We start from the raw sequence: 14628 nt of genomic DNA, 5'->3' as shown, positions 1-14628 counted from the left end.
TTACTCTCCTCCCCCGTCTGCTTCACTCTCCACCGAAGTCTCCATCGACTCGGCGTTCCGGGCGAGGGCCACCACGCTGTCGCCTTCGGCGAGGTTCATCAATCGGACTCCCATGGTCTGCCGGCCGGACTGCTTGATCTCACCGGCACTCGTCCGGATCACCCCGCCTGCGGACGTGATCGCGAAGACCTCGTCCTCCGGGTTGACCATGACGGCTCCGACCAGCTTGCCACGAGAGCTCACGATTTTTGCAGTCAGCACGCCCTTTCCGCCACGTCCTTGCACCGGGTACTGCTCAACGGGTGTCCGCTTCGCGTACCCAGCCTTTGTGGCGATAAGCACATCCTGCCCGTCGGAGATCCGGTTCATGGCCAGAAGTTCGTCACCTTCGAGGAAACGCATGCCGATGACGCCGCTGGTGGCGCGGCCCATCGGGCGCAGCGCCTCGTCGGAGGCGGTGAACCGGATCGACTGCGCGCCCCTGGAGACGAGCAGCAGATCGTCCTCCTCGGAGATCAGGCGGGCGCCGATGACCTCGTCGTCGTCGCGCAGGTTGATCGCGATCAGGCCGCCGGACCTGGGGGAGTCGTACTCGGACAGGCGGGTCTTCTTCACCAGGCCGCTGCGGGTGGCGAGCACGAGGTAGGGGGCCACCTCGTAGTCGCGCAGGTAGAGGACCTCCATGACCGTCTCGTCCGGCTGCATGGCCAGGAGGTTGGCCAGGTGCATGCCGCGGGCGTCGCGCCCCGCGTCGGGCAGTTCGTACGCCTTGACCCGGTAGACGCGGCCCTTGTTGGTGAAGAACAGCAGCCAGTGGTGGGTCGTCGTGACGAAGAAGTGGTCGACGATGTCGTCCTGACGCAGCTGCGCGCCGCGCACACCCTTGCCGCCGCGCTTCTGCGCGCGGTAGAGGTCGGTCCTGGTCCGCTTGGCGTAGCCGCCGCGGGTGATGGTGACGACGACGTCCTCTTCGGCGATGAGGTCCTCGATGGACATGTCGCCGTCGTGCGCGATGATCTCGGTGCGGCGTTCGTCGCCGTAACGCGAGACGACCTCGCCCAGCTCCTCGCCGATGATCTCCCGCTGACGGGCCTCGCTGGCCAGGATCGCGTTGTACTCGGCGATCTGTGTCATGAGGTGGTCGTACTCGTCCTGGATCGCCTGGCGCTCCAGGGCGGCGAGCTTGCGCAGCTGCATGTCGAGGATGGCCTGCGCCTGGATCTCGTCGATCTCCAGCAGCGTCATCAGGCCCTGCTGGGCGTGGGAGGCGGACTCCGACGCCCGGATGAGCGCGATGACCTCGTCGAGCCGGTCGAGCGCCTTGAGCAGCGCGCGCAGGATGTGGGCGCGCTCCTCCGCCTTGCGCAGCAGGTAGCGCGTACGGCGGACGATGACCTCGATCTGGTGTGCCACGTAGTGGCGGACGAACTGGTCGAGGCGGAGCGTGCGCGGCACGCCGTCCACCAGCGCCAGCATGTTGGCGCCGAAGGTGTCCTGCAGCTGGGTGTGCTTGTAGAGGTTGTTGAGCACGACCTTGGCGACCGCGTCGCGCTTGAGCACGATCACCAGCCGCTGCCCGACGCGGGAGGAGCTCTCGTCGCGGACGTCGGCGATGCCGGTCAGCCTGCCCTCGCGGACCAGCTCGGCGATCTTGAGGGCGAGGTTGTCGGGGTTGACCTGGTAGGGCAGCTCGGTGACGACGAGCGCCTGGCGGCCCTTGCCGTCTTCCTCGACCTCGACCACGGCCCGCATGGTGATCGAGCCGCGGCCGGTGCGGTAGGCGTCCTCGATGCCGCGGCGGCCGACGATCAGCGCGCGGGTGGGGAAGTCGGGCCCCTTGACCAGCTTGATCGCTGCTTCGAGCAGCTCCTCGTCGTCGGCCTCGGGGTTTTCCAGGCACCATTTGACCGCGGCGGCGACCTCGCGCAGGTTGTGCGGCGGGATGTTGGTGGCCATGCCGACCGCGATGCCGCCCGAGCCGTTGACCAGCAGCTGCGGGAACCGCGCGGGGAGGACGTCGGGCTCCTGCGACTTGCCGTCGTAGTTGGGCCGGAAGTCGACGGTCTCCTTGTCGATGTCGCGCAGCATCTCCATGGCGATGGGCGCGAGCTTGCACTCGGTGTAGCGCATCGCCGCCGCCGGGTCGTTGCCCGGCGAGCCGAAGTTGCCCTGCCCGTCGACCAGCGGGTAGCGCAGCGACCAGTGCTGCGCGAGGCGGACGAGCGCGTCGTAGATCGAGGTGTCGCCGTGGGGGTGGTAGGTGCCCATCACGTCACCGACGACGCGGGCGCACTTGAAGTAGCCGCGGTCGGGGCGGTAGCCGCCGTCGTACATCGCGTACAGCACCCGGCGGTGCACCGGCTTCAGTCCGTCGCGCACGTCCGGCAGCGCCCTGGACACGATGACGGACATCGCGTAGTCCATGTAGCTGCGCTGCATCTCGGACTGGATGTCCACCGGTTCGATGCGGTCAGCTGGGGGAGTGGTGTTCACTTCCGTCACAGGTTGTGGTCCTTTATCGAGATGCGGCTACGCCGCTCAGACGTCGAGGAAGCGGACATCGCGCGCGTTGCGGATGATGAAGTCGCGGCGCGCCTCCACGTCCTCGCCCATGAGCACGCTGAACAGGTCGTCGGCCTGGGCGGCGTCGTCAAGGGTGACCAGGCGCAGCAGCCGGGTCTCCGGGTTCATCGTGGTCTCCCAGAGCTGGGCGGCGTTCATCTCGCCCAGACCCTTGAACCGCTGGACGTTGTCGCGCGGGCGGGGGTCGGGCTTGCCGGCCTCGATGCCCGCCTGGATGACGGCGTCGCGCTCGGAGTCGGAGTAGGCGTAGGAGGCGTCCTCGCCCTTGCGGTCCCACTTGATCTTGTAGAGCGGCGGGCAGGACAGGTAGACGTGGCCGGCCTCGATGAGCGGTCGCATGAACCTGAACAGCAGCGTCAGCAGCAGGGTGTTGATGTGCTGGCCGTCGACGTCGGCGTCGGCCATCAGGATGACCTTGTGGTAGCGCAGCTTGGCGATGTCGAAGTCGTCGTGGACGCCGGTGCCGAGTGCGGTGATGAGCGCCTGGACCTCGTTGTTCTTCAGGACCTTGTCGATCCGCGCCTTCTCCACGTTGAGGATCTTGCCGCGGATGGGGAGGATCGCCTGGAAGCGCGAGTCGCGGCCGCCCTTGGCCGAGCCGCCGGCCGAGTCGCCCTCGACGATGAACAGCTCGCACTTCTCGGGGTCGTTCCACTGGCAGTCGGCCAGCTTGCCGGGCAGCCCGCTGCCGGACTCCAGCAGGGACTTGCGGCGCGTCAGGTCGCGGGCCTGGCGGGCGGCCATGCGGGCGCGTGAGGCCTGCAGGCACTTGTTGATGATGTCCTTGGCCTCGCCAGGGTTGCGCTCGAACCAGTCGCGCAGGTGGTCGTTGCAGGCCTTCTGGACGAACGACTTGGCCTCGGTGTTGCCCAGCTTGGTCTTGGTCTGGCCCTCGAACTGCGGGTCGGAGAGCTTGACCGAGATGATCGCGGTGAGGCCCTCGCGGACGTCCTCGCCGGACAGGTTGTCGTCCTTGCCCTCCTTGAGGAACTTCTGCTCGCGCGCGTAGCGGTTGACGATGGTCGTCAGCGCGGCGCGGAAGCCCTCCTCGTGGGTGCCGCCCTCGGCGGTGTTGATCGTGTTGGCGAAGGTGTAGACGGACTCCGCGTAGGAGTTGTTCCACTGCATCGCGATCTCGACCGCTATGCCGTCGCCCTCGGTCTCGAAGGAGATGATCGACGCGTGGGCCGGCTCCTTCTTGTCGTTGAGGTGCTTGACGAAGTCGGCCAGGCCGCCCTCGTACAGGTATTCGACCCGGTGCGGCTCGCCGTTGACGTGGTCGGGACGCTCGTCGGTGAAGACGATGGCGAGGCCCTTGTTGAGGAAGGCCATCTCCTGGAACCGGCGCGAGAGCGTCTCGAAGTTCCATGTCGTGGTCTCGAAGATGTTGGCGTCGGGCCAGAACGTCACGCTGGTGCCGGTCTCGTCGGTCTCCTCGCCCTTGGCCAGGGGAGCGGTCGGCTTGGAGTGGTCGAAGGAGATGCGCCAGTAGTGGCCGTTCTGCTTGATCTCGACGTCCATGGCCGTGGACAGCGCGTTGACGACGGCCGAGCCGACGCCGTGGAGGCCGCCGGAGACGGCGTAGGCCTGGCTGTCGAACTTGCCGCCGGCGTGCAGGGTCGTCAGCACGACCTCGACCGCGGAGCGCTTCTCGACGGGGTGTATGCCGGTGGGGATGCCCCGGCCGTTGTCGACCACGCGCACGCCGTTGTCGGAGAGCAGCGTGACCTCGATCCGGTCGGCGTAGCCCGCGAGCGCCTCGTCGACCGCGTTGTCGACGATCTCCTGGACGAGGTGGTGCAGGCCGCGCTCGCCGGTCGAGCCGATATACATACCCGGGCGCTTGCGTACGGCCTCAAGCCCCTCGAGTACGGTGATTGAGCTAGCGTCGTAGGACAACTGCGTAATCCTCCTGCCGCGGACACGCGGCGGGGACGCTCGAATGCGAAAAAGCTGCCCCTGCCGTGCCCGTCACCGTCGTGAGTGCCCCGATGCGCGGTCACCCAGGGGAGTCGGCTTGCCTGCCGGGGTGACACGCAAGCGGACGTGTCCGGAATCCGCTTTCATTCTACCGGGTCTGGAGCCCGAAGGTGGCATTGAACGCGCCTGTGATGCTCTCTGGCTCGTTTTCCCCCCGGATCAGCATCCCCCCTCCCGATCGGGGGGTCAGCGCGTCTGGGAGCCCTCTGATCGCCCAACAGCCTGCCCAGAGCCACGCGAGCGCCCGCTGCTGGAACACGGCCGGCCGCGGCGGCACGAAAGGCCTGCTGTGGACGGCCGGCGGACCGGCTATCCGTAGGTGTCGCCCGGACCCCGGCTTCCGGTCACCCGCAATCCGCCCGTGGGGCGTGGGGCGTTCATCGGGCCTCTGACCTTCACCTTCGTCACGGTGTTGTCGCCGAGCTCCTCGTTGAGGCGGCGGACGAGGGTGCGCGCCAGCAGCCTGACCTGCGTCGCCCACGCCGTCGAGTCGGCCGCCACCAGCACCTCGCCGTCTTCGAACGACTCGGGCTTGGTGTGGGCGGCCAGGTCGGGACCGACGATGTCGGCCCACCGGCCGAACACGCCGCCCACGGCCGCGGACTGCTCCCAGCCCCGGGCCGCCAGGAGGTCGGCGATGGCCCGGCCGAACAGCAGCGGGTCGCCGGCGTCCCGGCGCGGACCGGCCGCCCTGCGCCGGGGCTCGCTGCGCGGCAGCTGGCCCCGCTTGGCCGCGTCGGCCTTGGCCTGGGCGAGCTTCTCCCTGGCCAGGGCGGCGCCCCTGGCCGTGGCGTCGTGGTCAGCGGACACGTCGCACGCTCCCTTCAGCGACCTCGAACCTGGCTCCGGACAGCTCGGGCGGCACGTCGTCGTCCACAGCCGCCGTGATGAGGACCTGCTCGGCCGGGGCGACGATCTCGGCGAGACGGCGCCTGCGCTGCGCGTCGAGCTCGGCGAACACGTCGTCGAGGATCAGCACCGGGTCGCCGCCGTCGGCCCGCAGCAGGTCGTAGGCGGCCAGCCGCAGGGCCAGCGCGAACGACCAGGACTCGCCATGGCTGGCGTAACCCCTGGCGGGCAGCTCGCCGAGGCCGAGAACCAGGTCGTCGCGGTGGGGGCCGACGAGCGTCACGCCGCGTTCGAGCTCGGCGGGACGGACCTCCAGCAGCCGCTCCTTGAGCCGCTCCTCAAGAGTTTTCCCCAGGTCTGTGGATAACGTCGGCGCATCGGAAGATCCCCTCTCACCGGGGATTTCGTCCTCAGAGGCGTCGTCGCCTGTGGACAACGTGCTGCGATAGGCCAGCGTCGCGGGGGCGCTGGTGGGGGCCAGCGCGGCGTAGGCCCCGGCGACCAGCGGGCGCAGCGACTCGATCAGCTCAAGGCGGGCGCGCAACAGCTCGGCGCCGTGGCGCGCGAGATGGGCGTCCCACACCTCCAGCGTGCCCAGGACGTCGCCGGCGCCCGCCGCCGCGAACCCGGCCTCACTCTCGGCCTTCCGTCCGCTCCTGGCGCCTCTGCGGGCCTGCGCGGCCGTACGCAGGAGCGCGCCGCGCTGCTTCAGCACCCGGTCGTAGTCGGCGCGTACGCCGGCGAACCGCGGAGTCCTGGAGACCAGCAGGTCGTCGAGGAAGCGGCGGCGCTCGGACGGGTCGCCCTTGACCATGGCGAGGTCCTCGGGGGCGAACAGGACCGTGCGCAGCAGCCCGACCACGTCGCGCGCCCGGGACACGGGGGAGCGGTTGAGCCGGGCGCGGTTGGCCCTGCCGGGGTTGATCTCCAGCTCCACGAGGGCGCGCCGGTCGTCCCTGTGGACGGCGCAGCGGACGACCGCACGCGAGGCGCCGTGACGCACCAGCGGCGCGTCGCTCGCCACCCGGTGGCTGGAATGGGTCGCCACGTAGCCCAGCGCCTCGACGAGGTTGGTCTTGCCCTGGCCGTTGGGCCCCACGAAGGCCGTGACGCCCGGCTCCAGGCCGAGCTCCACGGACGTGTAGGACCGGAAATCGGTCAGCGACAGGTGGGCGACATGCACCCCACGAAGGTTAGTCGGCCGCGCCGACCTCTGCGGTCACCGGCTCACAGCCTGTGGAAAACTCACTCCCGCTCGCCGTCACGGGGCAGCGGGGGCACGTCCGCGCCCGGCGCGTCGGCGCCCTTCGCCGTCGAGCCCTCGGCCGAGGTGGTCGCGTGGCCGCCGAACTGGTTGCGCAGCGCGGCCACCACCTTCATCGCCGGAGGGTCGTCCTGCCGCGAGCCGAACCTGGCGAACAGCGCGGCGGTGATCACGGGCAGCGGCACCTCGTGGTCGACGGCGGCCTGCACGGTCCACCGGCCCTCCCCGGAGTCCTGCGCGTAGCCGCGCAGGCCCTCCAGGTGCTCGTCGTCATCGAGCGCCCGCACCATGAGGTCGAGCAGCCAGGAGCGGATCACAGTGCCGGTGCGCCAACTGCTGAAGCAGCCCCGCACGTCCTTGACCACGTCGGAGGCCTCGAGCAGCTCCCAGCCCTCGGCGAAGGACTGCATCATGCCGTATTCGATGCCGTTGTGGACCATCTTCGCGAAGTGGCCGGCGCCCACGTCGCCGGCGTGCACGAAACCGTCCTCGCCCTCGGGCTTGAGCGTCTCGAAGATCGGCATGAGGCGCTCGACGTGCGGCCGGTCGCCGCCGCACATGAGGGCGTAGCCGTTGTCGAGACCCCAGACGCCGCCGCTCACGCCGCAGTCGACGAAGCCGACGCCCTTGCCGGCCAGCTCGGCGGCGTGCTTCTGGTCGTCCACATAGTGGGAGTTGCCGCCGTCGACGACCACGTCGCCCGCTGACAGCAGCTCGCCGAGGTCGTCGATCGTCTGCTGGGTGGGCGCGCCCGCCGGCACCATCACCCAGACCGTACGGGGGGTCTGCAGCCGACTGACCAGCTCCTTCAGGCTCGCCACGTCGCTGAGGGAGGGGTCGCGGTCGAAACCGACCACGTCGTGACCGCCGCGGCGCAACCGCTCGGCCATGTTGCCGCCCATCTTGCCGAGTCCAACCATGCCGATCTGCATGTTGCCCCACTACCCCCTCGTCCGGATTCCACCATCTCCGACCGATTATTCAGCTAGACAGGCGAATCGGCATGATCAGGTAGCGGTAATCGGGAGTGCCGCCCTCGTCCACAGGCTTTCCACCGGTGAGGATGGCGGGCTTGGTCGAGGTGGTCATCTGCAGGCGGGCCACGTCGGAGTCGATCGCGCCCAGCCCTTCGAGCAGGAACTGGTGGTTGAAGGCGATGTTCATCTCCTCGCCCTCGTACTCGACGGGCAGGGCCTCGACGGCCTGGGCCTCGTCGCCGCTGCCCGCCTCCAGCACGACCTCGCCGCTCCTGAAGGCCAGCCGCACCGGGGTGTTGCGCTCGGCGACCAGGGCGACGCGCTTGACCGCTTCGACGAACGGGCCTGTGGACAGGTCGGCGCGCGCGGAGAACTCGGTGGGCAGCAGCGAGCGGTACTTGGGGAACTCCGGGTCGAGCAGGCGCGTGGTGGTGCGCCGGCCCGCGCTGGAGAAGCCGATCATGCCCTCGCCGGTGCCGCCGGCGGAGCTGAGCGCGATCTCCACCTCGGCGCCAGTGGCGCCCAGGGCCTTGGCCGTGTCGGCCAGGGTCTTGCCGGGGATCATCGCGATGGCGGAGAAGTCGGGCTGGCCAGGCTGCCACTTCAGCTCGCGCACGGCCAGGCGGTAGCGGTCGGTCGCGGCGAGGGTGACGGTGTCGCCCTCGATCTCCATGCGCACGCCGGTCAGCATCGGCAGCGTGTCGTCACGTCCGGCGGCGACGGCCACCTGGCTGACTGCGGAGGCGAAGACGTCGCTGCCCACCCGGCCGGCCGCGGGCGGCATGGCGGGGAGCGTCGGGTAGTCCTCCACAGGCATGGTGAGGAGGGTGAACCGGGCGCTGCCGCACGTGACGACCGCCTTGGCGCCCTCCACCACGAAGTCCACAGGCTGTGCGGGAAGCGAGCGGGTGATCTCGGCCAGCAGCTTGCCGGAGACCAGGACCATGCCGGGCTCGCCGGTGTGCAGTTCGAGCGTCACCTCCGCCGAGACCTCGTAGTCGAAGCCGGACAGCTTCAACTGCTGCTCCTCGGTGACCTCCAGGCGCATGCCCGCGAGGACGGGCACGGACGGCCGTGCCGGGAGACTGCGTGCCGTCCATGCCACCGCCTCAGCGAGGACGTCTCGCTCGATTCGGAACATCACGGTGATCAGCCTCCTGCTTCGTCGTTGATTCCAAGTGTCTCGCCTCCGGCAGACGCGAACAGCGAGAACCCCTCTATGGGTCTTGAGTTTCTTCTTAAGAGATAAGTGGAGTCATCACACTAGGGGCGGTGGATACTGTGGAAAACCTGCGTCTCCGCAGCTCGACGGCCCGATTTTCATCCACTGCGGGTGTGGGTGACGCCTGGGGGTAACTTCGGCGGCTGGGGATGAAGCCGCGTCGCCCACAGGCCGTCCCCAGATCTTGGTGCCTTCGTCCACCGGTCATCCACCGGGTTTCCACCGGTTGTCCACGGGGTAAACGGGTCTTCCGTTCCGCCCTCGGAGACTGTTCACAGGCCGTCCCCAAGTCATCCACCGGTAGTCCCCAGGTTCTCCTCAGGATGTCCCCATTGTTATCCCCAGCCTCTGTGCAGGAAATTTCCGGGCATAGCGGGGCGTACGAACGGCGGCTTGGCGCGTTTCCCCTGATCCACAGCGTTTTCCACAGGGTGTGCATGACGGCTAGGACCCGCGCGACGTCTGTTTGATGCGCATTGTCAGCTCGTTGACCTGGTTGTACATCGAGCGGCGCTCCGCGATGAGCGAGCGGATCTTGCGTTCGGCGTGCATCACGGTCGTGTGGTCGCGGCCGCCGAACTGCTGCCCGATCTTCGGCAGCGACAGCTCCGTCAGCTCCCTCGCCAGATACATCGCGATCTGCCGCGCGTTCACCAGAGCCCTGCTGCGCGAGCTGCCACACAGGTCGTCGATGCTGATGCCGAAGTATTCGGACGTCTTCGCCATGATCGTGGCGATGGTGATCTCCGGCCCCGACTCCGAGGTGATCAGGTCCTTCAGCACCACCTCGGCCAGCTGGAGATCCACACCCTGCCGGTTGAGGCTGGCGAACGCGGTGACCCTGATCAGCGCCCCCTCCAGCTCGCGGATGTTGGTGGAGATGCGGCTGGCGATGTACTCCAGCACCTCCGGCGGCGCCGCCAGGCCCTCCTGTATGGCCTTCTTCCTGAGGATCGCGATCCGCGTCTCCAGCTCGGGCGGCTGCACGTCGGTGATCAGGCCCCACTCGAACCGGTTGCGCAGCCGGTCTTCCAGCGTGATCAGCTGCTTCGGCGCCCGGTCGCTGGAGATCACGATCTGCTTGTTGGCGTTGTGGAGCGTGTTGAAGGTGTGGAAGAACTCCTCCTGCGTCTGCTCCTTGCCCTCCAGGAACTGGATGTCGTCCACGAGCAGGATGTCGATCGCGCGGTAGCGGCCCCGGAAACCGTCGGCCTTGTGGTCGCGGATGCTGTTGATGAAGTCGTTGGTGAACTCCTCGGAGCTCACGTAACGCACCCGGGCGCCGTCGTACAGGCTCTGCGCGTAATGCCCGATCGCGTGGAGCAGGTGAGTTTTCCCCAGCCCCGAGTCGCCGTAGATGAACAGCGGGTTGTACGCCTTGGCCGGCGATTCGGCGACGGCCACGGCCGCGGCGTGCGCGAAGCGGTTGCTGGCGCCGATGACGAAGGTCTCGAAGGTGTATTTCTGGTTGAGCCGGGCCGGCTCGCTGGGCTTGCTGCTCTTGGCTTCCCACCGGTTCGGCGCCGGTTCCGGCGCCTTCTCCACAGGCGGTGTGTACGACGGAGCCTGGTCGAACGTGCCCGGGTCGAAAGAGAACGAAGGCTGTGGATATTCGGTGGACGGCTGGCCGGATTCCGGCTGTGGAGAATAGAACTGCGGGGGCTCGGAAACCTGGAAATGCTGGGGTGGCGCACCCTGTGGAAAACGCGGCTGGGGGTCCTGCCCCTGGGGATAACCATTACCCCCAGGCTGGGGATGAAGATCCTGCTTGGGCGGCTCGGGGGCGGTGGTGTCGATCATCACGGCCAGCCGCATGGCGCGGCCCAGCTCCTGGGAGAGCGCGTGAGCCACGAGCGGGCGCAGCTTGCCCTCGATGAGGTCCTTCAGGAAGTCGTTGGGGACGCCGAGCACGATCGTGTCGTCCGCGAGAGCGATGGGGCGCACCATCCCGAGCCAGGTGCGCTGCTGTATGGGCACGTTCTCGTTGAGAAAGTTGCCCAGAGCCCTGGCCCATACCGCGCCGAGGTCGACGTTGGTCATCGGGCGTTTCCCCCTCCTTCCTATCGCGGCCCCCCGCGAGTGTTATCCACACCCAGAGGGCCACCGCCTCGCGATCAGCCCTGCCGTCCACAGCGTCGAGCCCGGGTGGGAACCCCCAGGGTCTCCACAGGAGATCCACAAGTTGTGCACAGCCCTGCTAGTGGGTCTGGAAGGGCCGACAGTATCTATGTGCACAGCTGTGTTCAAGGCGTTGTCCACAGCCTAGTGGTACCTGAGTGCACAACATGTGGACGCCGGCGGGCCGGTGGAAAAGTCGCCTGTGGATCCGTGGATGACGGTTCCGGTTTGACCTGGGGCGCTCCTGACCCGTAACGTACGACGGTCGGCTTGTCACGCGTCGGCTATTTCGCGTGCCCTCGCCTTAATGACAGGCCAGCCATGTGTGTTCAGCGCCTCGTGCGCACCCTCAAGCCTGGAGCCCACTCGTGAGCAAGCGTACTTTCCAGCCGAACAACCGTCGCCGCGCGAAGACCCACGGCTTCCGGCTGCGGATGCGCACCCGGGCCGGTCGTGCCATCCTCGCCTCTCGCCGCCGCAAGGGCCGCGAGAAGCTGTCGGCCTGATCGACCCGCGCCCGACTTTCCGCCCGCCGGTGACTTGTGCCGGCGGGCGATAGGCGTATTCCCATGCTTTCCCGGCCATCCCGCATGCGGCGGGGCGACGACTTCCAGAAGGCGATCAAGCGCGGAAATCGCGCCGGTCGCCCTACTTTGGTGATACATCTCGCCGTTTCTGGGGAAGAGACGCCTCTGGTGGGTTTCGTGGTGAGCCGGGCCGTCGGAGGCGCGGTGGTGCGCAACAAGGTCAAGCGGCGGCTCCGACACCTGATGCGCGAGCGTCTCGACCGGCTTCCGAGAGGTAGCCTGCTTGTGGTACGCGCCAACCCCCCGGCCGCGTCAGCGCGATACGAGCACCTCGCCGCCGAGCTCGACTCCACCCTGGACCGATTGCTCAGGCGGCACGAGTCCGCGATGGATGGGCAGCAGAGATGACGGAGCAGCCGCAAGGGACGCCGAGCCTCGCCGCTCGCGTGCTGATCGTCCCCATCCGGTTCTATCGGGCGTTCATCAGCCCGCTGCTCGGTCCACGCTGCCGCTTCTACCCATCGTGCAGCGCGTACGGGCTTGAGGCGATGTCCGTACACGGAGCCCTGCGCGGCACATGGTTGACTGTCCGGCGCATCGGGCGGTGCCACCCATTCCACCCCGGAGGTATAGACCCGGTGCCCCCACGCCCGGTTCGGTCTCACGAATTGCAAGGGAGATAGCTCAGTGGAGCTGTCCTGGCTGAGCTGGCTCTATGAAGCCGTAGCCTTCGTCATCACCTGGATCCATACGGGATACGCCACCTTCCTCAACCCGGACAGTGGCCTGACGTGGGCGTTGACCATCATCACGTTGACCGTGCTGATGCGGATCTGCATCTTCCCGCTCTTCCTCAAGCAGATGCGCTCGTCGAAGAAGATGCAGGAGCTCGCCCCCAAGGTGGCGGACATCCGCAAGCGCTACAAGAACGACAAACAGCGCATGAACCAAGAGGTCATGGCGCTGTACCAGGGCGCGGGCGCGAACCCGCTGGGCGGGTGCCTTCCCGTTCTGGCGCAGTTCCCGATCTTCATCGGCATGTTCACCGTGCTGCAGGCGATGGCCAGCGGCGAGCCGAAGTTCGGCATGACCCAGGAACTGGTCGACAGCGCCGGCAAGGCGCACATCTTCGGCGCCCCGCTGCCGGCCTACTTCTTCATGCCCGAAGCGGACATGATCGCCCTGGACGCGAGCCCCGTGCAGACGCGGGTCGTGATGGCGATCTTCGTCGCGCTGAGCTCGCTGACCACGTTCCTCACCGTCCGGCAGAGCGTCACGCGATCCATGGCGCAGATGCCCGACAACCCGATGGCCCAGCAGCAGAAGATCCTCATGTGGATCTCGCCGCTGTTCGCGTTCTTCAGCCTGAACTTCCCGCTCGGCCTGATCCTCTACTGGGTCACCACCAACGTGTGGACGCTCGGCCAGCAGCACTGGTTCTACAGCCGCAACCCGATGCCGCAGTTCGACGCCAAGGGCAACGTGATCCCGGTCAAGCCCAAGCCGAGCCTGGCCCAGCGGCTGCGCGGGACGACTCCGGAAGAAGAGGCCCCCGCCCCGCCTCCTGAGCCTAAGATCGTCAGGAACCAGCCCAGCCGCCAGAGCCGCAGCAAGCGCACCGGCAGCAAGAAGTCGTGATTACGAAGGAGAGGCCGGTCATGACCGAGGCCGAGCAGGAGAAAGCTCCTGATCTCAACGCGCTGGAGCAGGAAGGCGAGATCGCGGCCGACTACGTCGAAGGCCTTCTCGACATCGCCGACATCGACGGCGACATCGACATGGACGTCGAGGGAGACCGCGCGATGGTCTCCGTCGTCGGCATCAAGAGCAACGAGCTGGTCGGCCCGGACGGCGAGGTGCTGGAGGCGCTGCAGGAGCTCACCCGGCTGGCCGTCCACAGGCAGACGGGGGAGCGGTCGCGCCTCATGCTCGACGTCGCCGGCTACCGCGAGCGCCGCCGCGCGGAGCTCACCAAGCTCGGCACCGAGGTCGCCGACCAGGTCAAGGATCACGGTGAGCCCAGGGCTCTGGAGCCGATGACCCCCTTCGAACGCAAGATCGTCCACGACGCGGTGGCGGCCGCCGGCCTCCGTAGCGAGTCCGAGGGCGAGGAGCCCAACCGCTACGTCGTGGTCATGCCCGCCTGACCACTCTTCTGGCATCCCGGCCGCCGGCCCGCCTTCGGGCGCCGGCGGCCGCTCGCGTTTCCGGGCCTCTCCCAGGAGCTTTCAGGGGTACGAGCGAGCATCCGTTCTATCCACAGCCTTATCCACAGACCCCCTCTCCAGCTGCGCTTCCGCATTGTGGAAAAGTCGGCGCGGCGCGCTCTGGGGTTCCGTTCAGGCAGGGCCGATAGTCTTCGGTGAGATCGCCTGCCCAGCCTAGAAACCGTCACCCATGAGAAAGGGCCACCAAGCAGTGAGCGACGAGCTGCCGCCTCCGCCGGACATCGCGCGGGACGTGTTCACCGGCGACGCCTGGGACCGCGCCCAGGAGTTCGCCGGACTGCTCGCCGGCCCCGGGGTGGTGCGAGGGCTGCTCGGCCCGCGCGAGGTGCCGCGGATCTGGGACCGTCACCTGCTCAACTGCGCTGTCGTCGCGGAGGCCGTGCCTCATGACGCCCGCCTGGTCGACATCGGCTCCGGTGCGGGCCTGCCCGGGCTGGTGCTGGCCATCGTCCGGCCGGATCTCACGGTCACCCTGCTGGAGCCGCTGCTCCGCCGTACCGTGTTCCTGGAGGAGTGCGTCGAGGCGCTCAAGCTCGACAACGTCGAGGTGCTGCGCGGCCGCGCCGAGGAGCTGAAGGGCAAGCGGGAGTTCGACGTCGCGAGCGCCCGCGCCGTCGCGCCGCTCGACCGGCTGCTCACCTGGGCGATGCCGCTGCTCCGTGAGGGCGGCGAGCTCATCGCCATGAAGGGGGAGCGGGCCGCCGAGGAGCTCGCCGAGGCGGAGCCGCGGCTCAAGGCCGTCGGCGCCCTCACGGCCGAGCTTGTGACCGTGGGGCACGGTAAGGTCGAGCCGCCTGCAACACTGGTGCGAGTCGTAGCGGGTCGCGCGCCGGAGCAGAAAAGGCGGCGACGAAGGAGGTGACGGCATGCCAGTCGCGCA

Annotated in this window: 13 protein-coding genes; 6 read left to right on the top strand and 7 right to left on the bottom strand. The window is 68.2% G+C overall.

What is annotated here, in order from left to right; translation table 11 throughout:
* The 7 genes from gyrA to dnaA form a co-directional block, all read right to left on the bottom strand.
* Positions 1-2502, bottom strand: a complete 2502-nt coding sequence (gene gyrA, locus KME79_RS26335) for a DNA gyrase subunit A (protein ID WP_219546776.1) — start codon at positions 2500-2502, stop codon at positions 1-3.
* Between the two features lie 36 nt (positions 2503-2538).
* Complete coding sequence (gyrB, locus tag KME79_RS26330) at positions 2539-4482, bottom strand: DNA topoisomerase (ATP-hydrolyzing) subunit B (protein ID WP_219546775.1); 1944 nt, start codon at positions 4480-4482, stop codon at positions 2539-2541.
* A 390-nt stretch (positions 4483-4872) separates the two neighbouring features.
* Positions 4873-5373 (bottom strand): DciA family protein, encoded by a 501-nt coding sequence (locus KME79_RS26325; protein WP_261808987.1) that lies wholly within the window; start codon positions 5371-5373, stop codon positions 4873-4875.
* The gene (gene recF, locus KME79_RS26320) at positions 5363-6595 is read right to left on the bottom strand and encodes a DNA replication/repair protein RecF (RefSeq protein WP_148035925.1); all 1233 of its coding nucleotides are present in this window, start codon (positions 6593-6595) and stop codon (positions 5363-5365) included. The genes KME79_RS26325 and recF overlap by 11 nt, the downstream gene beginning before the upstream one ends.
* A 62-nt stretch (positions 6596-6657) precedes the next feature.
* Positions 6658-7608 carry a phosphogluconate dehydrogenase (NAD(+)-dependent, decarboxylating) gene (gnd, locus tag KME79_RS26315; RefSeq protein ID WP_148035926.1) on the bottom strand — a complete coding sequence of 317 codons (951 nt, stop codon included), beginning with the start codon at positions 7606-7608 and terminating at the stop codon, positions 6658-6660.
* Positions 7609-7657: 49 nt separating this feature from the next.
* Positions 7658-8797, bottom strand: coding sequence for a DNA polymerase III subunit beta (gene dnaN / locus KME79_RS26310; protein WP_148035927.1), 1140 nt, complete (start codon positions 8795-8797; stop codon positions 7658-7660).
* A gap of 522 nt (positions 8798-9319) precedes the next feature.
* Positions 9320-10915, bottom strand: a complete 1596-nt coding sequence (dnaA, locus tag KME79_RS26305; protein WP_148035928.1) for a chromosomal replication initiator protein DnaA — start codon at positions 10913-10915, stop codon at positions 9320-9322.
* A gap of 446 nt (positions 10916-11361) precedes the next feature.
* On the opposite strand from dnaA, the gene rpmH reads away from it, so the two are divergent.
* The 6 genes from rpmH to rsmG all read left to right on the top strand — a co-directional run bounded on the left by rpmH (position 11362) and on the right by rsmG (position 14610).
* Complete coding sequence (gene rpmH / locus KME79_RS26300; protein ID WP_020547366.1) at positions 11362-11499, top strand: 50S ribosomal protein L34; 138 nt, start codon at positions 11362-11364, stop codon at positions 11497-11499.
* Positions 11500-11562: 63 nt separating this feature from the next.
* Positions 11563-11928, top strand: a complete 366-nt coding sequence (gene rnpA, locus KME79_RS26295) for a ribonuclease P protein component (RefSeq protein WP_148035929.1) — start codon at positions 11563-11565, stop codon at positions 11926-11928.
* Positions 11925-12203, top strand: coding sequence for a membrane protein insertion efficiency factor YidD (gene yidD / locus KME79_RS26290; protein WP_148035930.1), 279 nt, complete (start codon positions 11925-11927; stop codon positions 12201-12203). Before rnpA ends, yidD begins: the two co-directional genes overlap by 4 nt.
* Before the next feature lie 4 nt (positions 12204-12207).
* Positions 12208-13158: a membrane protein insertase YidC gene (gene yidC / locus KME79_RS26285; protein WP_219546774.1), complete on the top strand. Its 951-nt coding sequence runs from the start codon at positions 12208-12210 to the stop codon at positions 13156-13158.
* Positions 13159-13178: 20 nt separating this feature from the next.
* The gene (locus KME79_RS26280; RefSeq protein WP_148035932.1) at positions 13179-13667 is read left to right on the top strand and encodes a Jag family protein; all 489 of its coding nucleotides are present in this window, start codon (positions 13179-13181) and stop codon (positions 13665-13667) included.
* A gap of 250 nt (positions 13668-13917) precedes the next feature.
* Positions 13918-14610: a 16S rRNA (guanine(527)-N(7))-methyltransferase RsmG gene (gene rsmG, locus KME79_RS26275; protein ID WP_148035933.1), complete on the top strand. Its 693-nt coding sequence runs from the start codon at positions 13918-13920 to the stop codon at positions 14608-14610.
* The last annotated feature ends 18 nt before the right edge of the window (positions 14611-14628 follow it).

Origin of the sequence: Nonomuraea harbinensis, from assembly GCF_019396385.1 — a bacterium.
GTDB classification, from domain to species: Bacteria; Actinomycetota; Actinomycetes; order Streptosporangiales; family Streptosporangiaceae; genus Nonomuraea; species Nonomuraea ferruginea.
Note: the sequence above shows the minus strand (reverse complement) of the source record. Positions and strands in the feature narration are given on the sequence as shown.